A 24602-nucleotide genomic window follows, 5' to 3' on the forward strand; every position below is an offset into this window, starting at 1 on the left:
GCGGCGGCGGATGCCGCGGATTTGGGGGTCCTCCGCAGTATCCCCACGTCGAGATCGTGCGTCTGAGCGCATCCTCCGAAGTCGACTTCTCCACACCTGTGTGGATCAAGCGGCATGGGCGACTTCTTGGACCGGACTCAGCGCTGTCATTCCGAGGCCCGGCCACGCCGCAGCCTGCTTTCACACCAGAGGTTGCAGGGCCGAGGAATCTACTGTCGGATTGCTGGAGGGCAGACGCGGTAGCCCGCGCTTACCTTGCGGCTACGACACGGGCGGACAGGGCGAGTGCCGGAGCGGTGCGGCGGGCCACCAGCAGCAGACAGTAGATTTCTCAGTCGGCGCGCAGGATTCCGTGCGAGCCGATGGTGCGGTGTGGCGCCTTCTTCGAAATGACATACGGGCGCGAGCGCAGGATTCTTAAACACACTCTGAGAGAGGCGCCGCACCGGATTCTGCCCGTGCGATGGACCCCCGGAGCGCCGGCCGAAGGACCTCGTTTGCCTCTCGGGCCGACCGATTGGCTTCGGCTCGGCGTCTGCCGCTTCGGGTGTGCCTGCGCGAAGGCAGGCGGTCCTTCGGCCGCGTGCACGCGGGTGTGCGGCTTCTGGCTTCCCGTGGTGCGCTCCGTCAGAGGGTGTTGCCAAACCCCCAACTTCACAAAGAAGCGATGACTTCCTGAGGGAGCGCACCACGTGTAACCCGATTCTACACAACCGCCTGCGCGCGACCGAAGGACCTACTCTCGGTGGCGCAGGGGACCGATCAGGGCACGGGACCCGCCCTGTCGTTCTGCTGGCGAGGTCCTTCGGTCGGCGCCAGGGTGCAGTGTACAAGCGAGTTACGGGCGGGGCCTCTCTCAGGAAGTCACTGCCTTCTCTTGAGGTTGGTTGTTCGGAGACCTCCGTCTCACGGCCCCCGCAGCCGCACATCATCCAGGCGCGGCTGGATGCGCAGGTTTCGCAACGCCAGGCCGAAGTACGGCGCGCCGTCCATGGTGATGCGGATCTCCGCCGGCCAGCGCACCCCCTCCGCCTCCACCGTCCCGCCCAGCCACAGGTCCTGGCGCACGGCCGCGCCACCTCCGGGATCCTGCACCCGCGTGCGCAGGTGGGCCAGGCGGCCTTTGTCGTCAACGTACAGTTCCACCGCCGGCCGGCCCGGCCGCTCCGCGCGGAACCCGGCCTGCCCGAGCGAATCGGGGGCGATGGCGGTGAGCGTAATCTCTGCGTCGCGCAGGGGAAGCAGGCGCATCACGTCGTACAGGTAGAACTCGTCGCGCTCGTTGGCCAGCATGGCGCCGGGCATGGGCGTCAGCTGCCCGCCGGCCCAGATCCACCCCCGGGGCGCGGCCACCACCAGCGCGCGCGTGGTCGCCGGCCCGCGCGTGACGTCGTACGTGGCGACGACGGCGGTGTCCGGCGGCTGCACGGCCCAGTCTCCCGCGATGCGCACCGTGCGCCCGCCCGCGTACACGGCCGCGTCGCCCTCCCACAGCAGCGCGCGGGCACGCGCCAGCGCCTCCGCGCCGCCCGCCTGCCGGATGGCGCGCTCCAGCGTTGCGCGCGGCCCGTCCGCCGGCGCGGGTGCGGATCCAGAGGACGCGCAGGCTGCCGCCAGGACGAGCGGAAGCACGGCGGCGGCGCGGACGAGGCGGGAACTGTGAGTGCGTGGCATCATCGGATTCTGGACATGGACCTTGAGCAGGAGGGCGGCGGGCGACTGGATGGATCCCGGTCCCGTTCTGTACAGGCCTTGGTAACAGCTTTGACAATCTTTGGATCGGTGGAACGCCGGAGGGCTTGAGTCTGCGTCGCGACGGAGCGACCCGGGGCCGGTAAGGTGCCGGGCGCGCGGCGCACCCGGGGTGGGGGCGCGCAGGGAACGGTTGCGGCTAGCCACGCCGTTCCGCGAGGGCGGCTAGCAAGGTAATGGGGGGGAGCAGGACATGCACGAGCAAGACGGGGCAAGGAACCAGGTGGTCATCGCCAGCGCCACCGAACTGCTGGGGCTGCCCACGCGGCGCGGGTTTCTGCGCACGCTGCTGGCGGGCGGGTCGGTGGTGCTGCTGCCATCGGTGTTCACCGCCTGCGACGGCGACGGGGACGGAGACGGCAACCCGCTGGGGCCCGACACGCCGGACCCGGTGACGGGGATTGCGTTCGACCTGCGGTCCGACGTGGGCATCTTTCGCCTGCTGCACCTGCAGGAGCAGCTGGAAGGCGCGTTCTACACCGCCGTGGTGCGCAGCGACACCTTCGACAACCTGAACGCCGCCGAGCGCGAGCTGCTGACCGACCTGCGCAACGTGGAGGTCATCCACCGCGAGTTCGTGCGCACCGCGCTGGGCGCGCAGGCGCTGCCCGACATCCGCGGGTCCATCAACCTCGACACGCTGCAGAACATCCTGTCCAGCCGCGAGAGCATCTTCAACACCGCCAAGATGCTGGAGCACACCGGCCTGGCCGGGCTCAACGGGACCGCCAAGTACATCCAGGACGTGCGCAACCTGCTGGTGGCCGGCAAGCTGGCCTCGGTAGAGGCGCGCCACGCCGCCGCCCTGCGCGACGTGATGCCGCCGGCCGGGCAGAACGCCAACACCGCCTTCGCGGGCGACGACATCATCGACGCCAACGGGCGCGACGTGAAGCTCGAGGCGGCCGGCGTGCTTCAGCGCGCCGCGGCCACGGGGCTGCCGCGGGCGGACCTGCTGGCCAATCCGCCCATCGTGGCCGGGCCCACGCCGCAGCAGGGCGTGCCCACGCCCGACTTCTTCCCCGCGATCGTGTGAACGCGCACCTGGAGAGATAGATCGATGGACAAGATGCAGCAGCCCATTCTCGACGCCGTGGACCCGGAGATCGTCGACCGCCTGGTTTCGCGCCGCGACGCCCTTCGCCAGGGCGCCTCCATGGGCTCCCGGCTGGCCGCGGGGCTGGCGCTGGGCTCCGTCCCCGTGGCGCTGGCCGCGCTGGCGAAGGACACCTTTGCGCAGACCCCGGCCGACATCCTGGACGTCCTGCGGTTCGCGTTCGTGCTGGAGAACCTGGAGAACGAGTTCTACCGCGCCGTGCTGGGCACCAGCGCCGTGGCCGCGCAGAACAACGCCTTCGCCGGCGTCCGCGCGCAGATCCCCGACGCGGTGCGGCAGAGCCTGCAGCAGATCCAGAAGCACGAGCAGCAGCACGTGGACTTTCTTCGCGCCGCCATCGGGGCGTTCGGCGGCACGGCCGTCACCATCACCGCGGCGGACTTCGACTTCACCGGCGGCAACGGCAGCGGCACGGGGCCGTTCGCCCGCGCCGGGGCCGAGCTGGACTTTCTGCTCCTGGCTTCGCAGGCGTTCGAGGACACGGGGGTGCGGGCGTACAAGGGGCAGGCGGGCCGCCTGCTGATCCCCGGCAACGCCGCCGCCGACATGGCGCTGGAGAGCGCCGTGCGCATCCACTCGGTCGAGGCGCGGCACGCGTCCAAGATCCGCCGCATCCGCCGGCAGCGGAACCCCGGCGACGTGACGCTGCGCTTCAGCGGATACGTGATGGGGGGCGGGGCCAACGCCGCGGGCGCCAGCGGCATCAGCAACCCGCCGGCCGAGGTGGTGGCGGCGCTGAACCTGATCTACGGCGGCGGCAACGGGCCCATCTCGCGGCCGGAGAACAACACGCAACACGTGGTGTTCAACGGCACGTCCGAGGTGATGATCGACGTGGCCTCCATCGTCCCCGACGAGGTGAGCGGCAGCTCCGCCGACCGCACCGCCGCGGCCACCATGGCCTTCGACGAGGCGCTGACCAAGGAGGAAGTGCTGACGATCGTCAGTCCCTTCATCCGCAACGACCCCGCGCGCGGCCTGCCCTGAACCTTTCGGGGATGATGCGGACAGGCGGCTTTCCTCGCGGGGAGCCGCCCGTCTGCGTTCCGTCGAGCGGATTGCCGGATCAGCCAGAAGAAGGGCCTGACAGGGAACAGGGAATAGGGAATAGGGAATAGGGAACAGGGAACAGGGAACAGGGAACAGGGAACAGCTGGCAACGGCGGGGCGGATGCCGCTACTGCTGGCCCAGGTTCCGTGAGCAAGGGTCTGCGCAGCAGGTGGGGAACTCACATGGAGTCAACGGAGTCTCTCGTGCCGTTTCCCCGGCGCGCACCGGTTCGAAGCGTGATGCAGGCGGACGGCATGGCGCGCCGGCCGACGAGGCACGAGCCGGCGTGATCTGTCGGGAACGCGAGGAAGATGGAATGCGGCAGGGTGCCATCCGCGTTTTTCAGGAGAGATACGGATCGGCCGGTCCTCTCCGCAACGCACGGGACCAGGAGGTCCGGACCGCCTGATGCGCGATCCCGGGAACCATCCGCCATCACTGCGCCCGAGGTGAGCACGGTGCTTCCGAGGAGGGCGCCACCCCCGAGCCGCGCGTCAGGGCGCGCGGAACCAGGTGGCGATGGTGTAGCGCACGCCGTGGGTCACCATCGTCACCTCGTGCGTGGTCTCGGCGCGAAAGGTGACCAGCGAGCCGGGGCGGGCGGACGCGGCGGCCTGCTCCGGCGGGCCGCTGTACGGGCCGTGAAAGACCAGCTCGCCGCCGCCGTACGTCTCCGGCGCCGGCTCGCCGGCCTTCCGGCTCAGGAAGACGACGGCGGAGATGCGGCGAAAGCGCGACTCGTCGTGGATCATCGGCGTGTTGCCGTCCTGGTGCGGCACGAAGAAGTCGCCGGTTTCGTAGCGCAGGAACTGCGGGTCCTCGCACTCGCCGAGCTCCACGCCGAAGTGCGCCTCGATTTGCGCCCTGCGCTCCATCAGCCGCTCCTTCACGAGCGCGCGCGCCTCCGGCGAGACGGCGATGCGCGTGCTCTTGCGCACCGCCGCCTGCACCTTGCCGCCGGGCTCCGCGCTCAGCACGGTGGCCGGCGCGCCGTGCGTGCGGTCCAGCTCGGCGACCAGCGCGGCGCGGGTGGCATCGTCCAGAAAGCCGTCGATTTCCAGGAGGTCGATCATCCGATGGGGCAGGGGCGTGGAGTGTGGGTGGCCGCGCGGAGGGTGCGGCGCGGCGGCATCAAAGCTCACACGCGCCGCGCGGCCACGCCAGAGCGGGTCAGGCGCCGATGGTCCTCGCCAGCGGTTCGGCGGGTGCGGGGGCGGCAAGGCGCTGGGCGGGGGCCGCGTCCATCAGCAGGCGCTCCGTAAAGTCCACGCGCTCGTTCAGCCGCGCCAGCTCCTCGCGCAGCATCGCCACCTCGTCCGCCAGCGCCGACGACTCCGCTGGCAGGGCGGCCGCCCGCTTTGCACCCCCCAGCCGCTCCGGCGGCATCCGCAGCACGGCGACCAGGCCGGTCGCCATCGCGAGAACCGGGATCATCAGGGCGAGAATGCCTTCCATGGGTCTTCGTCTCCAGGGGGGTTCGGTGGATCGCGAGCGCGAACGTGGCGTGGATACGGAGCAAGGGATGCGGAAGATTCGCCGGCCAGGAAAAATGGCCTCACCCAGAGTCAACGGAGTCAGCAGAGTGCACGCCCCTCGGCCTCTGCTAACTCTGCTGACTCTGTGTGAGGCAATTGCAGGGGGTGGAGGGAGGAGCCAGATGCCGGGCGATGCGCTGCACCCAACACGGCAGATCGAGGATCGACGGATGCGAGCCACCATCATCGTGGAGGCGGACGACGCGGGCAGGTGGCGGCGGCGGAGGTCTGGTTCGCCCGCTGGCGCCCGCGGCTCGCCTACTGCTCCGAGAACCAGGGCTGCGGCTGCTGCGTGGACATCTGGGACGTGGAAGCCCCCGCCGAAGCCGTCGCCGAGCTTCCGGAGGAATTGAGCGCGATGAGTGAATGGAGCCGGGGAAAGGCGGGCTGACGGATCGGCGCCGGGGCGCTCAGAGCGTGTAGTAGGTCGTAAAGAACAGGAGCCCACGGTACATGAACAGAAGCACCAGGAAGGCGGCGGCCACCCCCGCCGTGGCCGCCGCCGCCCACGGCCACGACAGGCGGTAGACGCGCCGCAGGGCCCACAGCGCGTACACGGGCGTCCACAGCAGCAGCACCACGACCACCCCCACGACCACCGCGCGGCGCGGCAGGGTGACGATCGCCATCCTGCCGGCGATCGCGCTGAGCACGCCCATCCCCGCCAGCACCAGCCAGGCCAACGAGAGCGCGTGGAGCGCGAAGACCAGGTGCTCGCCGTAGCGCCGCGGCACGCCGGGAATCCCGCGGTGCCGGGCGAACAGCAGCCGCAGCACCCCGGCCAGCGCGGGGGCAAAAAGGATGATCAGGCTCTTGCGCTGCGCTTCTACCCGCGCATCGAACTTCCTGGCGTACGCCTGCAGGGCCGCGCCGCCCTCGGGCGCCCGCGCGTGCCCGGCGCGCTGCACCAGCGACGTCACCAGGGCGGGTGAGGGCGGCGAAAAGCGCAGGTACTTCTCAAGGCTGTACGAGAACAGCGGCACCCGCGGCGCGGCGACGAAGAGCAGCACGTTGACCAGCAGGAACAGCTGCAGCGGGCGCAGGTACCGCGCGCGCCGCCCCTGCAGGTGGTCCACCGTCAGAAGGCCGGGCCGCGCCACCAGCGCCCACAAGGTGCCGGCCACCTTGCCGTCGGTGTTCGTAAGCTGCCCGGCGAGCTCGGCGGCGTAGGCGCGGAGGGAATAGTCGGCGGGCCCCGGCGCCGCCTGGCCGCACTGAGGGCAGTAGCGCTGCATGGACGGTGCGCCGCAGTTGGGACACGGCGGCCCGCCGGCGTCCGGGATATGGGACGCCTGGGGGGAGGGAAGTGCGACGGTGTCCGGCGGGTCGGGCTCCACCTGGAAGGGTCCTCGTTTCCGGCTTGCGCCGACGCGGGTTCCATGACGACGCGGGTTCCTGGCGATGTCCGAGGGGCGGACGCGCTCGTAAGTACCGCGGATTCCGGCGGGCACGCAAGGGGCCGCCGCCGCGCGCGCCCGCGGCATGCGCGGCGCATGCCGTACACCAGCGGATTCTCCCGCGCCGCCGCTGCTCCGCTCGACGACGGTCCGTTCCGTTCACTGGCGCGGATATCGCGGATCGGCATGATAGACCCGCCGGTTGGTTACACCTTTCGAAGATCTCTCCATGCAAACGCGCACCACCCTCCGGACGCTCGGCGTCCTCGCATTCGCCGCGTTCGCCGCGGCCTGCGACAGCGGCACCAATGCACCATCCGTCGACACCGTGATCATCGAGGCAGACGACTCGGAGGTCGCGGTCGACGGCACGCTGCAGCTGCAGGCCACGGCGTACGACGACGACGGCGACGAGATCACCGGCCGCCCCGTGGAGTGGAGCTCCAGCAACCGGAACATCGCCACGGTAAGCGCCTCGGGGCTGCTGACCGGCGTGTCGCCAGGCACCGTCGACATCACCGCCGAGATCGGCGGAGAGCGCGACACGCAGACCTTCGAGGTGGTGGACGAATGCCCCATCATCGCCTACACGCTGGGCAGCACCGTCAACGGAACGCTGTCGCCGGGAGACTGCGTGTTCGAGGACGGCACGCGCGTGGACCTGTACCGCTTTACGCTCACCACGCCGCGCCAGGTGGTCATCACCCTGCGCTCCACGGCGTTCGACTCGTACCTGGTGCTCTTCAACTCGGCGGGCAGCGCCATCCAGCAGGATGACGACAGCGGCGGCGGCAACGACGCGCGCATCACCCAGTCGCTTGCGGCGGGCACCTACATCATCGGCGCGAACAGCTATGCCGTGTCGACGGGCGCCTACACGCTCACCACGCAGTAACCGCCGGCGCACGAAACGAGGAGACCCGGGCCGCCAGGGGCGGTCCGGGTCTCCTTTCGTTTGCGGCGATGAGTCGTGGCGGATCGACCCGGCGCCGGTCAGCAGATGGCGCCGACCGCGGTGCACTCGGGGTAGCGGCAGCTGTCCACCTCGCCGCAGGTGTACGCGCCGGCGCAGGTGTAGTACGCGTAGCACGTGTTGGTCTGGCCGCAGCCGTTGTTCGTGCAGTAGTCGCTGTTGCACCCGCCCCAGCCGCATCCGGTGTTCACGCCGCAGCTCTGGCACTCGTCGGTGTACGGCCCGGACTGCTGGTGCGCCAGCACGGTGCCCGGCTTCTCGGCATCCTCGGCGGCGGTGAACGATTCCACCACCAGCTCTTCCACGTGCAGCTTCAGCTTGGCCATGCGCGCCTCCAGTGGGTGAGTGTGACCGGCAGGAACCGCAAAATGTGACTGCAAACAGAATAACCCGCAAGTGCGCCGGTGGTGCGTGGCTTCCTGAGTCCAGCGCGCGGGTTGCAGGGCCGGGGAATCTGCTGTCGGCACGCAAGGCCGGACGCCACGAGGAAGCGGAAAGCAGATTCCTCGGTTGCGCGCCGGCATCAGAGGGAACGGAGAACCGGGGCGTGCGCTCTCTCGGAATGACAGTCCGGAGTGTGCGGCAGTGACTTTCTGAGAGGGTGTTGCTAAACCCTCAAACTCGCAAAGAAGCGATGACTTCCTGAGGGAGCGCACCACGTGTAACCCGATTCCACACAATCGCTTGCGCGCGACCGAAGGACCTGCTCTCCGGCGAGGCGGAGCCGGCTCCATGCCGCGGGACCCGCCCCCGGTTTGTGCCAGCGAGGTCCTTCGGTCGGCGCCATGGCTTTTTCGTACCCGCAGATCGAGGAGCGGCGCCTCCTTCAGAGCGTGTTTCAGAATCCGACGCTGCGCATCCAGGCAGATCTACGAGCGCTGTCATTCCGAGGCCCGGCCACGCGGTAGCCTGCTTTCACACCAGAGGTTGCAGGGCCGAGGAATCTATTGTCGGATTGCTGGAGGGCAGACGCGGTAGCCCGTGCCTGCTTTGCGGCTACGACAGGGGCGGACAGGGCCAGTGCCGGAGCGGTGGGGCGGGGCACCAGCAGCAGACAGTAGATTTCTCAGTCGGCGCGCCGGATTTCGTGCGAGCCGATGGTGCGGTGTGGCGCCTCCTTCGAAATGACAGACGAGCGCGAGCGCAGGGATTCTTAAACACACCCTCAGGCTCAGGATGTCAATCACGCTGGGAGGTTTGGCAACACTCTCCGAGGGAGCGCACCGCGGGTGACAGGAAGTCACGCAACCGATTGCGCGCGACCGAAGGATCTGCTCTCGGCCACGGTGGGGCTGGCCTTGGCGCGACGGAGCCAGTCCCCCGGTTCTGCCTGCGAGGTCCTTCGGTCGCGCGCAGGCATCTGCGCAGCGTCTGGCTGCACGTGGTGCGCTCCCTCAGGAAGTCACTTCGCGATCACGGTGCAGATGCGGGGCGTAGAGCCGGGGGTGCGCACGATTAATCGGTTGATGATTCCCGCGGCGCGGGTTCGTCGGCCTGGAAGATTGGCTGCACGTGGTGCGCTCCCTCAGGAAGTCACTTCGCGATCGCGGCGCAGGTGCGGGGGGGGGGGGAGCCGAGGGGCGGGGGACGATCAATCGGTCGGTGGTTCCCGCGGCGCGGGTTCGTCGGCCTGGAAGATGAGCCCGGCGCGGTAGGCGGAGACCAGCTGCTCGCGGATGCGGTCCATCAGCCACCGCCGCCCCGCATCGCCTTCATCGTCCGCGACTTCGGCCGCGACGGATGCGGTGAGCTGGTCCAGCGACGCGGGGCGCGCCAGGCCGCGCAGCACCGCCGCCGCCAGAGGCGCCAGCTCCCGCGTGGTGATGCGGACGCCGGACCGGTGCAGCAGACGCGCGCTCCCGCCGCGTTCGGGCGGCGCGCCGTCGGGGCCGGGGCGCCACGCATCCCAGTCGTACTCCGGCTCCACCACCCGCGCGCGCGGCGAAAGGACGAAGCGCGCGGCACCAAAGTCGATCTCCTCGACCCGGCGCCGCGCCTCCTGCTCCACGTGCTCGCGGGTCAGGCTGGTGACGGAGGTCAGGAGCGCGTACCGCGTCCGCTCCAGCCGGAACGCGTCCTCCATCAATGCACGCCGCGCCGCGTCCGCCTCCGCCGCGATGCGCCCGCGGATGGCGTCGAACGCCGCGGCCACGTCGGAGCGGGGCGGGGCGTCGCCGGCGGGGCGGGGGGGAACGAGCGGGGCGGCGTCGACCCCCAGCCCGCGAAGGCGCTGCAGCGTGCGGCCAAAGTGCTCGTCCACCGCCTTCATCCGCGCCGCCGCGTAGCCTGCCTGGCCCGTCGCGCCGGGGCGGGAGGCGGGCTCCGGCGTCGTCACCAGCAGGACGGACTCGATCTCCGGATCGGCCAGGCGCAGGAGGAACATCCCGATCCCCGCCTCGCCCAGCAGCAGGCCGGGCTCGGGCGCGGCGTCGGGCGCGCCGCTGGGCCACCGCCGGCCCGCGTTCTCGTAAAGGCCGATGCCGCGCAGCGCCCACTCCGTCGCGTGCTCCCGCAGCCCCTGGTCGCCCAGCACCTCCGCGCCCATCAGCAGCGTTTCGCTGTTCCCCGCCACGCCGTGGCAGAGCGAGTAGTTGACGGGCAGCTCCCCCAGCGACGCGCGCGCCGTGGCGATGGCGATGCGCGCCTCGTCCGCGTACCGCGACGCGCCCAGCAGCCGCCACGCGCGCAGCCGGACCAGGCCGATTCCCGCCGCGCCGTGGCACCAGAAGCACTTGTACGACGGCTCCGGGTCCGGCGCGCGCAGCCATTCGCGCAGCTCGTCCGGCGTGGCCGTCAGCACGGCGCCGAAGCCGCGGGTGCGGAAGTCCGGCCAGTTGCCGTGCTCGGGGGACAGGAAGCCGCTCTCGTACAGCAGCGCCTGCTCGGCGGCGTAGCGGTATTCGCCGTCGCCGGTGTGGTGGTACAGCTCCAGGAAGGCGTGCGCCATTCCCGACGCGCCGTGGCTGAACCCGCAGAGCGCGCGCGCCCCCGCCATCGACGCGCCCCACGACCAGCCGTCGGGGCCGCGGTGTGCCATCACGCGCAGGTGCTCGCCCAGCCGGCGCGCGACGCCCAGCGTAAGGCCGGGATGCAGGTGGCCGGAAAGGCGAAGCAGGGCGGGGATGGCGCCGGCCGCGCCCGCCATGACGTCCACGCCGTTGTCGCGGTGCTCGTTCCCCGCCAGCGGGGCGAGCAGGGCCTGGGCGCGCTCGCGAAAGGGAATGTCCAGAAGCAGCCCGGCGCGGACGGCGGCGTACGCCACGCCCACGCGGCCGCTGTAGAAGCCGAAGCTGGTGTCGGGAAGGGAGGTCGCGTCGCGTAGCGCAAAGTCAAGCGCGCCGCGCGCCGTATGCGCCAGGTGCGGGGCGGGGCGAATGCGGTGCAGCTCGGCCAGAAACAGGGCGACGCCGGCCGTGCCCTCGTACAGCCGGCCGTTCGCGAACTCGGAAGCCGCCGCGGAGGGGTCTTCCCCCTCGTCCGGCGGCCGGGTCAGCGGCCAGGTGCAGCCGGAACCGGTCCACACCGCTTCCGCCGCCAGCCGCTCGCCGATCCCCGCCGCCGCGGCGACCAGCCGCTCGCGCACCCCGGCGGGGTCCGCACGATCGTCCGCCGGGGCCGGGTGTGGTTCACCAGGCCAGGCACTGCCGGTCCGCTCCCCCGAAGCCGTCACGGCAGGCGCTGGTCAGATGGTGCGGGTGCGGCTCAGATCGGGCAGGGCGGATTGTAGTTGGCGCAGGTCTCCTGGGCGCCGTACGTGCACGCGCCGTCGGTGTAGTTGCACCAGCAGTTGATGTTGGGGCCGTTGGTCCACCAGCAGGTGTAGTCGTCGCAGGTGTACTGCTGCGTGTGGTTGGCGCCGTAGTCGTGGCCCTGGACGGTTCCGCGCTGCTCTTCTTCGGGCAGGCGGGTCTCGAACGAATCGACGGAGAGATCCTGAAGGTTCAGCTTCTTCTGCATGGTGAGCTCCGGGAGAAAGGGTAGGAACCGGCGGTCCGGGGGAGCGGACCCTGGTGAACGAAATCAAGTCTGGCCGCGGCGGCACGGGGTGCCGGGCCGCGCATTCCGGTATCGAAAGCCACATTCCAAGTCGTCCCGCCCGCCGTTGTCGCCCAAGAGGAGCGGCGTTTTCATCATCCGTTTCCCTCTGGGCGGCGTTCGGCGTACCTACGAGGGATATAAACCCTTTCCCGTCCTGTCAAGCGCGTCCAAGATCCGTACAAAGTTTCCCCTTCGGCGTCCTCCACCGCCACGAGGGTACATTCCGTCCCGGAGCATTCCTGCACGTGCGCCCGGAAGCGGGTGTACGCCCCGCTTTCGGGCGCACGTGCCCGGTCACGGCGTGTACGGCTTGCCGTTGATGAAGATTTCTCCTCCCAGCTCCTCGATGTCGTAGCCGCGCCAGCCGTCCGGCGTCCGGCGCCACGTTTCGCGGTGCTTCTGCGTGGTCAGGACGGTATCGGCCCCGCTGCCGTCCGGCCGTGTCATCATCCGCTCCCAGCGCTGCGAGGTCAGCACGGTGGCCACGTCGCCGTTCACCCGCAGGGTGTCGATGGCGTGCGTCAGCGAAAGGGTTTGCGGGATCACGCTCCAGTCGCGCAGCACGTTGCGCCGCTGCTGCTCGCGCGTGACGATTGCGCCCGACTCGTCGCGGATCTCCAGGTCCGGGGGCAGCTCGGCCATGTAGGCGTCGATGTCCTTGCGCATCGTCGCCCCGACCGTGCGCCGCAGCGACGCGTCGATCTGCCTGCGCACGTCCGCATCCGGCGTTTTCCGCGTGCCGCAGCCGGGGAGCGCGGCGGCCATCATCGCCGCCAGCAGGAGAAGTCGAGTCGTCATGGGTGTGCGGTCTCCAGGGGTGGCGGGGGCAGGTTGACCATCCTCCGTGTGGCGGGGCTCCGATCCGCTCAGCGGCAAGGTCGTGTGAGGGGGCCCTGTCCCCGGGGCGTGGGCGGGGGGGACGTGCCGGCCTTCCACCTTTCACGCCACGCCCGAAGCCCCGGCGATTTCACGCATCAGGCGCCGGATCGTCGTCCCAGCCCGTGTCGGTGTCGGTGGCGGCGAGGTGGAGGACGCCGGCGACGTCGTCGAACGTGGTGGCGCGCGCCAGCGCCTCGAGCAGCTCCCCGGACTCGTGGAACTGGGTCAGGATGTCGTCGTCCGCACGGATGGCGGCGGCCAGGGCGTCGCGGAGCTGCGCCAGATCGTAGGGCACGCCCTGGCGGAACCGGTAGCGGACGCGGACGCCCGGGTTGTAGAGGAGGGTGGGGAGTACGCGCGAAAGCCAACCCGGCGGCTGCTCCGGCACCGCGGAGCCGATCACGTACCGCAGGCCGTCGCGGTGATAGTACGACACGCCGCGCCACCACTCGTGGTGGCGTCTGGCTGCGCTCTCGACCCCTTCTTCCGGCAGCTCGGCGAGCGCCTCCGCGCCTCCCGCCTCGGGGTAGAGCATGATCACGTGGGTCCGCGGCGCGTGCATCATCGCTTCCCGAAAGGGTGAATCTTTACCCGCGGCGGGCGGCGGCAGCCCGCCGCCGAGCAGGGCCGCGGCCGCCTCGCCGGCATCCTTCGGCAGCGGCACCGCGCGCTCCAGGTACCGGCGGAGCCCCGGCGGCGGCGAATGGAGAAGAACGCCTTCCGGGTCCCACGAGCAGTAGCGGAACGCCGGGGCCGCCCGCGCCCGCAGGAACCCGGCCTCGGCCTCGGCCGCCATCCAGGTCGATGCGTCCCAGGACGGGCCGAGGGCGATCACGAAGGTGTCGCACCACGCCGCCGCGGCCGGGAGTCCCGCGTCGTACCAGGTGGGCCAGCGCGGGTCGTCGCCGAGGCCCGCGTGGGGCGAGGGCGGCGACTGGTCCACCTGGGCGCCGGCGTCGCGCAGCCGCCGGACCAGGTCCGCCGCGAACGGGGAATCGTAATGGGAAACGAAGACGCGCATCGGCCGGCGAAGGGGAGGTGAAGGGTCAGGTGGATGCGTTCTTCAGCCAGTCGGGAATTCCGCTGTACCAGGTGTCGGGGGCCTGGTGCGCCTGGTGCTCGATGATGAGGTTTTCCAGGGATTGCTGGCCGTCACCCGTGTTGCCGACGAAGTCGATGGGAATCACGCCCCGGGTGACGCCCCAGTTGCCGTTGTCTCTGTACTCCCTGAGAAAATCCTGGATCCGCGGGTTCATGCCGGCCGCGTTGGGGCCGGGTCCGCGGTCGGACGCGTAGCTCGCAAAGTTGAGTGTGATACGGGGCGGAGTGCCCGTGCTCCGGGATGACACGGCGGCCCGGCTCCTGTCCGGGCCGCTGTGTCAACATGGGTCCGCACCCCGCTCAGTCGGCCAGCGGCCGGGCGAGCAGGTCCTGGAAGTGCTGGAAGAACTCTCCCACGTCGATGCCGTCCACCAGCGCGTGGTGCACCTCCACGCACACCGGCACGTACCACGCGCCGCCTTCCGCGTACCGCCTGCCGAAGGTGAGCTTGGGGACGGAGTCTTCCCGCCGCATCGCGTTGGTGAACGAGGTAAAGCGGACCCAGGGGAGCACGGTGGCGTGCAGGGTGGCGTCGTCGGCCTCGCGCTCGTCGCCCAGCGTCGTCCCGGCCCGCGCCCGCTCCATCTCGTTCTTCCCCTCCGCCGCGAAGCGCGCGAAGGACGTCTCGGGCGCGAAGTACGCGAACCCGAAGGTGCGGTCCGGCCGCAGCACCGTGCACCCGATCCCTACCGCGTCGTGGCACCAGACGCCGCCCTCCCGCAGCCGCAGCCTGAACGCCTCGACCGCGTTGGCCGCACCCATCGCGGCAAACAGCATCGCCAGCGTGAACGACGCTCCCTCATCGCCGCGCGACGCCGCGTAGCACGCGGAAACGTCCACGGCCGCGGTGATGCTGAAGTGCGGCCTGTCGTAGTCGCGGAACAGGAGAAAGTGCTCCCGCCGCCTCCAGGTTTCCAGATCGATGGTTCTGCCCACGGACGCTCTGTCAGGATGGATGGTTCATCCACTGCCGCTTGGCGCTGTCCACTTCATCCTCTGGCCCGGCGACCCGCCCGCGCAAGTCCCCGCGGCTGATGCGCGGGCGCGCTCGCCGGGCGGCCCCATCAATTCGCCGGGAGCGGAGGCAGCCTGGGGGCATGGAGCCAGAACTCGGCAATCTCGCGCACGAGCGGTGCGGATTCGGGCACCAGCCTGCTCCCATGGCGCGGGTCGTACCGCTCCGCGTAGTCACGGCCCAGGCAATATCCCCACGCGGCGGAGTTATGGGGATCGAGAATGCATTCGGCCGCATCTTCCACCACCAGCGCATCGCGGCTGTGGATGGTGCGTACGGTGGCCCACTGCGTGTCGCGGGTTTCATTCTGCGCGTACTGCAGTTCGCGGCGCGCGGCCCGCAACGCGAGTTCGGCGTCACGGGTGGGCGCGGCCAGGTAGCTGTGGATGCAGGCAATGGTGGTGTCGATCCTTTCCCTGAACGCTTCGACACGTTCAGTGTCCAGGAGCGACGGCGGAGCCGTGCGAAAGTGGCTCCGCGACAGATCCGCCAGGCAGCACGCGAACAGTGCGGCGTTCTCCCACTAGGCGCACAACCGCTTCAGCACCGTAAGCCGCGTGATGGGGAACGACGTGCCGCGTGCCAGCTCATCCGCCAGTGCGACGAGCTTGCGGGCGGCGGTCACGTGGGGATCGGTGTTCTTCACGTGCTGCACGAGAGTTGGGAAAGGTGGATGGTGCGCGCGGATGCCGGCGTGCTCTCTCCGGGTCACGCTCGAGGCGGAATGCCCCGGCGTTACGCAACGTCGTAAACCTCTTCCTCATCGTCCTCATCGCCCTCGCCCATCCGTTGGAAGAAGATGTCGGTGAGGGTGTCGTGGAACCAGTATCCCATCCCCCGCGTGGCGGTCAGCACCGCCTCGGCACGGGGACGGAACGCATCCTCGATCGCGTGCTTCATGATCCACTGCAGCGCGGTGGCGTACATGCTCTCCATGCTGCGGGAGAAGGGCTCGTCGAGGGCGCCGTACGTCCGTGCGTACCTGGCGCCCATCTCCACGTACACCAGCATGAGGTCGGCGGGGCCTTCAACCGAGGCGGCTACTTTCTTGTAGTCGGTCACCGCCTTGCGGGCGACCGCCAGCCGGGCCTTTCCGTAGCCGCGGGCGGGAAAGAACTCGTTCTCGATGATCTGGCGGTACCGGGCCCGCACCGTCTCGTCGTCGGCGGGGTGCACCACGTTCTGCAGGTACGCCTGCACGTCCTTGAACGACTCGCCCAGGTGCAGCAGGTGGTTGACCAGCTGCTCCTGCGTGAGCCCCTGCAGGTGCTTTCTCAGCTCGCGCTTGCCGATGGGTTTGGCCATCCGGCCGGGTGGAATGAGGGTGGTTGGGGATCATGCCCATGACGAACCGGCCGGGGGCAGCGTGCCGTCCGCCCGCCGTAGTGAATGAATTCGCCGCTGGAAAATCGCAACGTCCGCCTTCGCGGACCCGGCGGCCGAGCGGCGTCCGGCGCACCTGAGCGTCCGTTGCCAGGAGATTGCCGGATGAGATTCGCTATGGGCATCATCCCCGGTACGTGGACGACCAGCCGAACAGGGCGCGAAGCCGCTGGCCCGGGTTGAACTTGAACGCGATTCGGCTTCCCCTGCGCTCCAGGTAAAAGCCGCCGAAGCCCGGCAGCGTGAGTCCATGCCGGCTCTGGAACGTGGCGTACATCTCCTCCACGATCCCGTCCACCCACGCGCCCGCCTGTGCCTCGTCCGTCCCCATCCGCGCAGCCACGCGGCGGACGAACTCCTTCTTCTCGATCCGGTCTGGCATTCCATCACCGCAAAGGTGGAAGGCGCCACCTGTCGGGCTCGGGGCCCCGGCGCCCGACGTGCCGGCGTGCGCGTGCGAGAGCCCGGGAGCCGAATCTCAGAACGGCAGGTCGCGATCCTCGTCCATCTCCTCCATCACGCGGCGCCACGCAAGCGCTTGCTCGCAGGCGGCGTCCGCAACGTCCTGCCCGCCGCCGTACGGAGCACCTCCCGGCGTGTATCCGGCGATGAACGCGAAGCCGTCGTCGCAACCGTCCGGCTCCGGGCGGCCCTGCTTGCGTCGTTCGCGGCGCGCCGTCCGCGCCCGCTCGTTGCGCCTGGCCTGATCCAGCCGGCACTCGGCAATCTCGACGCCGATCATCCGCAGTTCCACGATGGCGCACACCTCCGAAACGCCGAACCACGTGCGGTAGCCGTGGATCAGGTGTGCCCGAAAAGGTCGCGAGCCACTGCTTCGCCACGTTCATCCGCTTGGCGCGGTTCAGCCTCTTTCGTCGCGGAGCGGGCATTCTCAGATCGCGCCCCAGGCAGCGGCCAGGGTGAGGTTGTTGCGCGCCGTCCGCACGTCGAACCGCTCGGGATCGTAATCGCCGGCCCAGCGGCGGTAGTCCCCGTGCTCCGGGTGATCGGGGTCGCGCAACCCTTCCACCATCTCCTGATATCCCCACGGCCCGCCCGAATCCTCGTGCGGCCCCGCGCGCTCGCCGCCGAACAGCACGGGGAGTCCAGGCTCGCCGTCCATCGGCATGGCGATGTAGACGCCCTGCACGGCGATCTCATGCACCCAGTTGTCGCCGAAGTCGTACGTGTAGGTGAACCGCGTTCCTCTGCCGAGTTCCAGGTCGCGGAGCCGGAACGCGGTGGAGTCCTCGTCCTCCGCGTCCTCGTACGGAGCCTCGACGCGCCGCTCGCCGATCTGAAATGCGTACAGGTGGTAGTCCAGCCACCCGAACAGCAGCTGGATCACGCGGTGCAGCTGGTGCAGCGTGTACGCGTCCGGCACGCGGACATGCCTCCAGATCGGCGGCTGGATGTCCGCGAGGGTGATGCGCAGTTCCAGCAGCCGCGGCTTGGGCTTCCGGCCGCGGCGGGCGGGGGGGCGGGGCGGGGTTTCGGATGGCATGGTGCACAAAGTACACGGCGGGCGTGCTGTCCGCACCCCCGCCGTTTGACACTATCCGCCAAAGCTGGGCCTGATGCCCCTGCGGCCTGATCGATAACGTGCCATCCGCCCGCGGGAGCGAATGAATTCGCCGCTGGAAAATCGCGAAGTCCGCCTTCGCGGACTCGGCGGCCAGGCACCATGCGGCGTCCGAAGCACCTGCGCGTCCGCCACCCTGGAAAGATTACCGGATCAGATCCCAGGGCGCCGATCCGTGCTTCTACTTCTCGCAGATGATGTGCATCGCCGAGGGTGCGGCGATGTACTCGTCCCAGAAGCCCTCGCCGCGCTTGTTCTCCGTGTCCGGGGGAACCAGGAACGGCTCGATGGTGCACGCGCTGAATCCCGCCGTGCGGAACGCCTCCTCGTACGTGGCCCACGACCACCAGTAGAAGTCGAACTCCACGATGTTCGCGCCGAGGTACAGCGTGCCGCGGAGATTCGCGCCCTCCTGCAGCGTCTCATCCAGCAGCCGGTAGCTCCACGCATACTTCCGGTGGTCCACGACGGGCCGCGGCGGCTGGAGCGGATTGGCGATGCTCGCCACGAACGGCTGGCCCGGCTGCAGGTTGTCGTAGACCGTCCGCGCCATCTGCAGCAGTTGCTCGCGGCTTTCGGCGTAGTGAGCAGGTACGCCGCCGCGACGCGGTCGAACGGGCCGATGCCGCCCAGGGTCGCGGCGTCCGCGACACGGTACTCGATGTCCATGGGCTCCGCGTCTTCCCGCTGCTGCGCCAGCGCGATCATCTGCGCCGAGATGTCGACGCCCACCACGCGCGCGGCGCCCCACCGCTTGATGAGCCGCGTGCCCATTCCGTCGCCGCAGGCCAGGTCGAGCACCGAAAACCCGGTGAGGTCGCCGAGCCGCTGGTGAAGCGAGTACCACTCTGCCTCGCGCAGCGGCACGGTGGCGGAGATCCGTTGGTAGTCGAGGGCGATGGTGTCGTACTGAGTCACGCGTTTTTCCTTTCGGTGTCATCGGGCGCACGGACGGCCGGCGCCGAATGTAGCGGAAAGGGTGCGTGGCTGGAACGCCGGATGACGGGTGTCCGGCGCGTCAGCTGCGTGCGGGAAGGTGCTTCCGCGATGAACGCGTTGAACCGCTGCTCGCGTGGGCTCCCCTCATCCAGGTATCCCAGCGTACGCAGAAAGTACGTCGCGGCTGCGGCTTCCGAAGAAAACGCCCGGCGGTCGGAGACGATGCCGCGCTCCTGGTAATAGACGGCGTACTCCGAGCCTGCCTGGACGCAATACCAGCCGTCCTGTGTGCGGCTCTTCCAGTGGACGTCGCCGATATCCCGCGTAAGGTCGCGGACCGTCTGCGCGAGCCCGGGGAGCCGCTCCCACAGCTCCTCGAAGCGCGCGGCGTCCCCATCCAGGTGCTCCGCCACGACACCGTGGAGATATCCATTGAGGTCTGGAGTCGTCATGATCGGGAGTGTGCGGGCAGATCAGAGTCCTGGATGGGCATCGAGCGGCGATCCGCCAGCCCGGCACATCCACCGGAACGAGCGTCACCTGGCACGGACGCCGAGGTATTCGCGCCGGAACAGCCAGTTGTGCCTGGCCGTTTCCGGCGGGCCGAGCGGGCGGGTGGTGCCGGAGTGGAGCCACGTCACCGTGTCCGCGACGGAGAGGATGAACGGCACCTCGTGCCCCGTCACGATGACCGCCGTTCCGCGCCGGGCCAGCGCGCGGAACGCGGCGATGAACACCTCGGTGTCGACCGGCGTGATGCCCAGGAACGGCTCGTCGGCCAGCAGGCAGTCGGGGGCGCGCACGATGGCCAGGGCCAGCTCCGCCCGCCGCTGCTCGCCCCCGGAATACGTGCCGACGGCACGGTCCAGCAGGTGGGTGATCTTGAGCGCTTCCAGCGCGGCATCGCCCGGCGGCAGGCCGAACCGGGTCCGCAGGGCGTCCAGGTGCTGGCGCAGGGTGAGCGTGCGGGTAAGGGTGCAGCGGTCCGCGGGGAGCAGGAACAGCCCCTGCCGCGCCAGCCGGTGCAGGCGCGTGCGGGTGTACACGGCGCCGCGAAAGCGCACCGTGCCGTGGTCGGGCGCCATCAGCCCCGCCATGATCCGCAGCAGCGTGCTCTTGCCGCAGCCGTTCCGGCCGATCAGCGCCGTCACCACGCCCCGGTCGGCGTGCACGGTCGCCGCCGAGAGCACCTTCCGCTCCCCGAACCGCTTGCCGATGCAGTCGGCCGTAAGGATGGTGTCCGCCGCCGCGCTCACGCGGCGAACGCCGGGCCGAGCCCTATCAGCGCCATCGCTACGTACGCCGCCGCCCCCGACCACACCAGCCGGCCGATGGTGAACGCCACCTCCAGCGTCGCCGCGGGCACCAGCAGGTAGGCGGCGATGGTGGGCCAGCCATAGCCCAGGTTGGCCAGGTACAGGTCCTCGTCGCTTCGCCTGGCTTGCAGCATCCCCAGGCCCACCACCAGCGCAGGCACGAGCGGATTGCCGCCGGGCAGCAGTTCCGCCGGCTCGATCGGCACTTTGCTCAACGCGGCCGCCCAGAGCATGAGGACTGCGCGAAAGAGGTGCAGCAGCACCCAGTACGCCGCCGAGCGCCGGATGAACACGCCCGGGAGCGGTGCGACGAGCAGGAAGTGCGGCTTGTGCATCTGGGTGTGTGACGGGGTCCCCGCAGCCGCGGGTGCGGATACGCCCACAGCGGAAGATGTGCGTTCCGCTCGCGCGCATGCAACTACCGTGGCCGCCCGGCTCCCCACCTTAAGCGCATCCTCATCCCGGGCGTCGGGTCCATGGCCGCGACCGGGCCGCCGCTACGAAGAACTGCCCGGCTCGAGGTTGTCGTAGACCGTCTACGCCATCTGAAGCAGTTGCGGAAGGCCGCGCGAGAGCTTTCCGGCGGTTGTTCAGTCGCTGTCGTGAGTAGACTAGGTCACCGCCCCGTTTCATGCTGCGGCAGACGGAGTTTCTTCGGAGGGAGTTGACCCTGCGTCAGAGCAAATCGCACGGCTCCTTTAGAAAATCCTGTAATATCGGTAAGTTGGTCAAGGAATCTATCCGCAATGGGATCCACATTTTTATCAAGCGGCCATGGCCTTTTTCCTGGAAATATCACCTTGTAGTGGCTTCCACCGGGAGGACTTTCGACAGCTTGCGCACCTATTGCGTGACAATTCGCAAATGCCTGTCGGAAGCTGACACGCTGCCGCAGCACATTTGCGGGTACATCCCATTGGTACGCATCCTCAAGTGAAGGGAGATCGGCCAGTCCCACCAACGGAAAAGCACGCGGACTGTCTTCAGGATACCGAGTTCTTGTCTCGCCTGCGAACGCAAACGGACAAGCTATCCCAATGAAAAATCCGTCGTCCGTCACTGCGGAATCATGTAGAACCAGGAGCTTACCCATTTCTTCAGCCCAGTATTCAACCAAGCCCGTATCATGGCACCCAATCGGGATTGGGTGAGATTGAGTTCCTTCTGCGGAAGAGACATCTACATCGATCAACCCGGGACGCGGCTGGAGGAATAGAAGCGTCAGGAGTCGGTATATTTCAGTCAGCAAGGCGTATGGTCGGGGTTCGGACCAATCTAGTGCTTCAACCAAATCGCGAAGGCTCTCCGTCAGCACCAAATGCGCTTCATCGTTCGCCACAAGATCCGTAAGTTCACCTAGGGCGATCGCAACGATCTGTAGTTCGTCCACGGACCGCGGGAAGGATTGATCAAGAATGACAGGAGACGCAGCTAAGAGCGGAGGCATCAATCACCCTCCGGACGACTGGCTTTACGGAAGCGCCGTTGTGCTCTAAGAAGCCTTCCGCTAAGTGAAAGCGCTTCTCCGAAGAAATTGGTCGGCCAGTCCGGCACTGTCCCATCTGGTTTAACGGACAATCTGTGGGCGGCTGACCCCTCTGGAGATGTATCCAGAAAGAAGATTTCAGTGAGTTCGGCCAGTTTCCCTGAAACATCTTCAGCGGCAAGTACGCGGAGTGCGTTCACTATGTGCTCGCTGTGGGTTTCAAGGATTACCTGCTTTCCAGCACACGCCATAGCTGCAAAAAATTCGGCTAAGCGGACCTGCAACGCAGGGTTGAGATGGAGTTCTGGTTGCTCAATAATGAGTGTACTTCCTGGAGCCGCGAGCAGACCACGAACTAAGATAGGAAGTATTTGCGAATAGCCAAATCCGGAATCAGCGAGCGAGTGGAACGCGTGATCGCCTGCGGAGCGGATTTCGAACTCTACCAATGCTCCTTTTGTCGTAGATATCTCAATCTCGGGCTGCAAAGGCATCGGCTCAATATCAAGGCCGGTGCGCATATAATAGAGCCATTGGTTTAGCGCACTTTGCAGCGAGATCTCCGTGGCCGTGCACCTTGAGTTCGGGGCTACAAACCATGAAAGGATGGTATCCTGCTCCTTCAACACGAATGGCAGAAACTCACCAGCGGGGTCTAGAGGAGCGTCTAAGTCCTGCTGTGCGAGATAGTACCGCTTCGCAGGCGCTCTAAGTGGCCCGAGGTAGTGAATATTCCGCAATGCAGACCGGAGAACTGATAATAAACTGGGGATTGGCCGCGGCAGCGGCCAGTTTTGTTGCTGCCCATCCGAATTTGCTCGTGCCAAGCGCGGACGGAGAAACCTATTCCGTACATCTACGACAATCCTGTCGGGCATCAATCCGTGCAAATCAGCATCAATACGAACGTATTCTTGATCTGCTTGATCGTCTAAGTAAAACAGTCTAAAACCACCGGTTTGTTCGAAGTAATCACGGGGTAAAATTACGGTGTAGTCGGGTCTTCCACTATCACGTTCTCCGAACGGGATAGCTTCCACTCGAAACCTGAGGATCACGTCCTCTCCTACGGTTATCTCAAAATCGGCACCTCGCAACCACCCTCGGGTAGTCATTTGTGAATGCTTGCTGAGCGAGATCAATTCGTCATCGGTTTCGTTTGACACAGAAACCCCCGAGAACCTAAATATACCTTTCACTGAACACTTTTGCGGTACCTCATCAAACGTCTTCTCGAATAGCCACGAGTCGGGCTCAGTAACTTTAAACCCTTTCAGGTATACCGGATTCCGATCCTCAACAGATATTCCAATCACGATATCACGAGAAATATCGTTGAATGAAACCAGTGAGCGATATGATCCGAGATCTACTTGGCTACCTACGAATCGCAGGCGGCCTGCTCGAGCCCCCTGACTCTCGCGAATACCTTCACTTTGGCGGAGAAGTAATAGCACCTTAGCTAAGGTGGATTTCCCTGCGCTGTTAGTGCCGCACAAGACCGTGAGAGGGTACATGGGAAAGGCCCAATCCTCTCCGGCGAACAGCCGTATGTTGCCAACGGTCAGTTCTTTTATCATTCTGGAGATTTAGGAATGAGTGAACAATCTAGGCGCGTGTTGCGGGGCAGCATACATGCGGTCTTCTGTCGTTGCAAGAGGCCGGTATCAGATCTTCCTGCCTAATCGATATCCTCTTGGACTACACAGGTGTCTTTAGCCGAGTTGCGCTTGGGCTTTATATTCCCGACCCGATCGACAACCTGTCCGGCACTCCGCGCCGGCTCGCCGCGAAGATGCGCGGAGGGGGCCGGCGCTCGCGTACGCACGACAACCTGAGCGTTAGATGCCCAGGCGCACCGGCCTGCAGAGCATCCTCATCCTGGGCTCCGCGCCCATCGTCATCGGCCGAGTAGCTTACTTCATGCTGCGGCGAACGCTGGCCGCCTCTCGCGCAGGGAGAGGCGGCCAGTGCTCGTTTCGGCACCCTGTGATCTGGACGCGTACGCTTGTCAGCGCACCGGATGGCCGCAGTGGGGGCATTCCTGCGGCGGGCGGGCGCTCTGCACGGCCTCCACCAGGCCTGAGCCGAGGATGGCGGTGGGGAGCGCGAACAGTCCAATGCCCAGAAGCGCCAGGACCCCGCCCGCCACCCGGCCCAGCATGGTCACGGGATACACGTCGCCGTAACCGACGGTGGTGAGCGTAGCGACCGCCCACCACATGCTGGCGGGAATGCTGGAGAACTTGTCCGGCTGCGCCTCGCCTTCGGCAAAGTACATGATGGACGAGGCCACGATGAGCAGCACGAACGTGAGGGCGATGCTCATGATCAGCTCCTCGCGCTTGGCCTGCAGCACCCGCCGCAGCAGCACGAAGGCGGCCAGGTACCTGCCCACCTTGAGCAGCCGCACCAGACGCAACAGCCGTAACACGCGCAGGACGCGCATGTCCGCCGTGCCCAGCGTCGCAAGGAACGGCGCGAAGCCCATCAGGTCCACCAGGGCCATGGGCCGCAGCGCGAAGTGCAGCCGCTCGCGCACCGCGCCGCGGGAGTGCGGGGCCTCCACGCACGACCAGAGGCGGGCGGCGTACTCCGCGATGAAGACCAGGACCGAGCACGCCTCGAACAGGGCGAACGCGGTCCCGAATCTCTCCCCCACCGAGCGGACGGACTCCAGGATCACGGCCGCGACATTCAGCGCGATCAGTGCGAGCATGAAGAGCTCGAACCGTCGGCTGGCCACGCCTTCCGGTTGTGCGGCCTCCAGGATTTCCCAGACGCGTCGGCGCACACTCCGCCGCGTGGACAGGATGGCGGTGTCGCGGACGGCCGCGGGCGCATCCCCGGCCCATCCCTGGCGTTCACGTGTGGTGTTCAGGGGCACTCCGGCAGGCTCGGGAGGGTGTTCGGCACGCCGCCCATCACCTGCCCACCTATGGAGGGCAGGTTTTCAGCACGAGCGGGCCGGACGACGTTCGATCCATCGCCAAGGCGGACCGAGTTCACTCTCCTGTCGGACCGGCTCGCCGCTTTTC

General features: G+C 67.9%; 28 protein-coding genes and 1 pseudogene. 4 read left to right on the plus strand and 25 right to left on the minus strand.

The window, feature by feature from the left end; genetic code table 11:
• Positions 1 to 906 precede the first annotated feature (906 nt).
• The gene (locus tag VGC13_RS29865) at positions 907 to 1674 is read right to left on the minus strand and encodes a hypothetical protein (RefSeq protein WP_331128999.1); all 768 of its coding nucleotides are present in this window, start codon (positions 1672 to 1674) and stop codon (positions 907 to 909) included.
• A gap of 271 nt (positions 1675 to 1945) precedes the next feature.
• Between VGC13_RS29865 and VGC13_RS29870 the strand changes: the two genes are divergently transcribed.
• Together VGC13_RS29870 and VGC13_RS29875 are read left to right on the plus strand one after the other, a co-directional pair.
• A complete protein-coding gene (locus tag VGC13_RS29870) occupies positions 1946 to 2788 on the plus strand; it encodes a ferritin-like domain-containing protein (protein WP_331129000.1) in 843 nt (280 codons plus the stop codon).
• 24 nt (positions 2789 to 2812) lie between these two features.
• Positions 2813 to 3856: a ferritin-like domain-containing protein gene (locus VGC13_RS29875; protein ID WP_331129001.1), complete on the plus strand. Its 1044-nt coding sequence runs from the start codon at positions 2813 to 2815 to the stop codon at positions 3854 to 3856.
• A 558-nt stretch (positions 3857 to 4414) separates the two neighbouring features.
• Here VGC13_RS29875 and VGC13_RS29880 read toward each other — a convergent pair.
• A complete protein-coding gene (locus VGC13_RS29880) occupies positions 4415 to 4993 on the minus strand; it encodes a 2OG-Fe(II) oxygenase (RefSeq protein ID WP_331129002.1) in 579 nt (192 codons plus the stop codon).
• Between the two features lie 97 nt (positions 4994 to 5090).
• The gene (locus VGC13_RS29885) at positions 5091 to 5375 is read right to left on the minus strand and encodes a hypothetical protein (protein ID WP_331129003.1); all 285 of its coding nucleotides are present in this window, start codon (positions 5373 to 5375) and stop codon (positions 5091 to 5093) included.
• A 291-nt stretch (positions 5376 to 5666) separates the two neighbouring features.
• On the opposite strand from VGC13_RS29885, the gene VGC13_RS29890 reads away from it, so the two are divergent.
• Entirely contained in the window at positions 5667 to 5846 is a 180-nt protein-coding gene (locus VGC13_RS29890; RefSeq protein WP_331129004.1) for a hypothetical protein, read from the plus strand.
• A 19-nt stretch (positions 5847 to 5865) separates the two neighbouring features.
• Here VGC13_RS29890 and VGC13_RS29895 read toward each other — a convergent pair whose 3' ends face one another.
• The gene (locus tag VGC13_RS29895) at positions 5866 to 6690 is read right to left on the minus strand and encodes a DUF3667 domain-containing protein (RefSeq protein ID WP_331129005.1); all 825 of its coding nucleotides are present in this window, start codon (positions 6688 to 6690) and stop codon (positions 5866 to 5868) included.
• A 391-nt stretch (positions 6691 to 7081) separates the two neighbouring features.
• On the opposite strand from VGC13_RS29895, the gene VGC13_RS29900 reads away from it, so the two are divergent.
• Complete coding sequence (locus tag VGC13_RS29900) at positions 7082 to 7747, plus strand: DVUA0089 family protein (protein ID WP_331129006.1); 666 nt, start codon at positions 7082 to 7084, stop codon at positions 7745 to 7747.
• A gap of 98 nt (positions 7748 to 7845) precedes the next feature.
• Here the strand turns inward: VGC13_RS29900 and VGC13_RS29905 are convergent, their stop codons facing one another.
• The 21 genes and pseudogenes from VGC13_RS29905 to VGC13_RS30000 all read right to left on the minus strand — a co-directional run bounded on the left by VGC13_RS29905 (position 7846) and on the right by VGC13_RS30000 (position 24358).
• Positions 7846 to 8151: a hypothetical protein gene (locus tag VGC13_RS29905; protein WP_331129007.1), complete on the minus strand. Its 306-nt coding sequence runs from the start codon at positions 8149 to 8151 to the stop codon at positions 7846 to 7848.
• A gap of 1265 nt (positions 8152 to 9416) precedes the next feature.
• Complete coding sequence (locus VGC13_RS29910) at positions 9417 to 11495, minus strand: lanthionine synthetase LanC family protein (RefSeq protein ID WP_331129008.1); 2079 nt, start codon at positions 11493 to 11495, stop codon at positions 9417 to 9419.
• Between the two features lie 32 nt (positions 11496 to 11527).
• Positions 11528 to 11782, minus strand: coding sequence for a pinensin family lanthipeptide (locus VGC13_RS29915; protein WP_331129009.1), 255 nt, complete (start codon positions 11780 to 11782; stop codon positions 11528 to 11530).
• A 375-nt stretch (positions 11783 to 12157) separates the two neighbouring features.
• Positions 12158 to 12661: a hypothetical protein gene (locus VGC13_RS29920; protein ID WP_331129010.1), complete on the minus strand. Its 504-nt coding sequence runs from the start codon at positions 12659 to 12661 to the stop codon at positions 12158 to 12160.
• Positions 12662 to 12830: 169 nt separating this feature from the next.
• Entirely contained in the window at positions 12831 to 13763 is a 933-nt protein-coding gene (locus VGC13_RS29925) for a hypothetical protein (RefSeq protein ID WP_331129011.1), read from the minus strand.
• Positions 13764 to 13788: 25 nt separating this feature from the next.
• On the minus strand, positions 13789 to 13998 hold the full coding sequence (locus VGC13_RS29930) for a hypothetical protein (RefSeq protein ID WP_331129012.1): 210 nt from the start codon (positions 13996 to 13998) through the stop codon (positions 13789 to 13791).
• A 145-nt stretch (positions 13999 to 14143) separates the two neighbouring features.
• Positions 14144 to 14779, minus strand: coding sequence for a CatA-like O-acetyltransferase (locus VGC13_RS29935; protein WP_331129013.1), 636 nt, complete (start codon positions 14777 to 14779; stop codon positions 14144 to 14146).
• A gap of 128 nt (positions 14780 to 14907) precedes the next feature.
• Entirely contained in the window at positions 14908 to 15201 is a 294-nt protein-coding gene (locus tag VGC13_RS29940; RefSeq protein ID WP_331129014.1) for a hypothetical protein, read from the minus strand.
• A gap of 180 nt (positions 15202 to 15381) precedes the next feature.
• On the minus strand, positions 15382 to 15513 hold the full coding sequence (locus VGC13_RS29945; protein WP_331129015.1) for a hypothetical protein: 132 nt from the start codon (positions 15511 to 15513) through the stop codon (positions 15382 to 15384).
• An 80-nt stretch (positions 15514 to 15593) separates the two neighbouring features.
• Positions 15594 to 16163: a DUF6155 family protein gene (locus tag VGC13_RS29950; protein ID WP_331129016.1), complete on the minus strand. Its 570-nt coding sequence runs from the start codon at positions 16161 to 16163 to the stop codon at positions 15594 to 15596.
• Positions 16164 to 16365: 202 nt separating this feature from the next.
• Positions 16366 to 16623, minus strand: coding sequence for an HU family DNA-binding protein (locus VGC13_RS29955; RefSeq protein ID WP_331129017.1), 258 nt, complete (start codon positions 16621 to 16623; stop codon positions 16366 to 16368).
• A 96-nt stretch (positions 16624 to 16719) separates the two neighbouring features.
• Positions 16720 to 16983, minus strand: a complete 264-nt coding sequence (locus tag VGC13_RS29960) for a hypothetical protein (RefSeq protein WP_331129018.1) — start codon at positions 16981 to 16983, stop codon at positions 16720 to 16722.
• Between the two features lie 150 nt (positions 16984 to 17133).
• Positions 17134 to 17745 (minus strand): plasmid pRiA4b ORF-3 family protein, encoded by a 612-nt coding sequence (locus VGC13_RS29965; protein WP_331129019.1) that lies wholly within the window; start codon positions 17743 to 17745, stop codon positions 17134 to 17136.
• Between the two features lie 259 nt (positions 17746 to 18004).
• Positions 18005 to 18376, minus strand: coding sequence for a hypothetical protein (locus tag VGC13_RS29970; RefSeq protein ID WP_331129020.1), 372 nt, complete (start codon positions 18374 to 18376; stop codon positions 18005 to 18007).
• Positions 18377 to 18417: 41 nt separating this feature from the next.
• Positions 18418 to 18741, minus strand: a pseudogene (locus VGC13_RS33745) (class I SAM-dependent methyltransferase); the annotation flags it as partial.
• Positions 18738 to 19214 carry a hypothetical protein gene (locus tag VGC13_RS29975; RefSeq protein ID WP_331129021.1) on the minus strand — a complete coding sequence of 159 codons (477 nt, stop codon included), beginning with the start codon at positions 19212 to 19214 and terminating at the stop codon, positions 18738 to 18740. The gene VGC13_RS29975 and the pseudogene VGC13_RS33745, both read right to left, overlap by 4 nt.
• 84 nt (positions 19215 to 19298) lie before the next feature.
• Complete coding sequence (locus VGC13_RS29980; RefSeq protein WP_331129022.1) at positions 19299 to 20018, minus strand: ATP-binding cassette domain-containing protein; 720 nt, start codon at positions 20016 to 20018, stop codon at positions 19299 to 19301.
• Entirely contained in the window at positions 20015 to 20413 is a 399-nt protein-coding gene (locus VGC13_RS29985) for a hypothetical protein (RefSeq protein ID WP_331129023.1), read from the minus strand. The genes VGC13_RS29980 and VGC13_RS29985 overlap by 4 nt, the downstream gene beginning before the upstream one ends.
• A 281-nt stretch (positions 20414 to 20694) precedes the next feature.
• Complete coding sequence (locus VGC13_RS29990) at positions 20695 to 21468, minus strand: hypothetical protein (RefSeq protein WP_331129024.1); 774 nt, start codon at positions 21466 to 21468, stop codon at positions 20695 to 20697.
• A gap of 56 nt (positions 21469 to 21524) precedes the next feature.
• Positions 21525 to 23144: an AAA family ATPase gene (locus VGC13_RS29995; protein WP_331129025.1), complete on the minus strand. Its 1620-nt coding sequence runs from the start codon at positions 23142 to 23144 to the stop codon at positions 21525 to 21527.
• Positions 23145 to 23575: 431 nt separating this feature from the next.
• Positions 23576 to 24358: an ion transporter gene (locus tag VGC13_RS30000; protein WP_349264269.1), complete on the minus strand. Its 783-nt coding sequence runs from the start codon at positions 24356 to 24358 to the stop codon at positions 23576 to 23578.
• Positions 24359 to 24602 lie beyond the last annotated feature (244 nt).

Source organism: Longimicrobium sp., assembly GCF_036399255.1.
Taxonomy (GTDB): Bacteria; Gemmatimonadota; Gemmatimonadetes; order Longimicrobiales; family Longimicrobiaceae; genus Longimicrobium.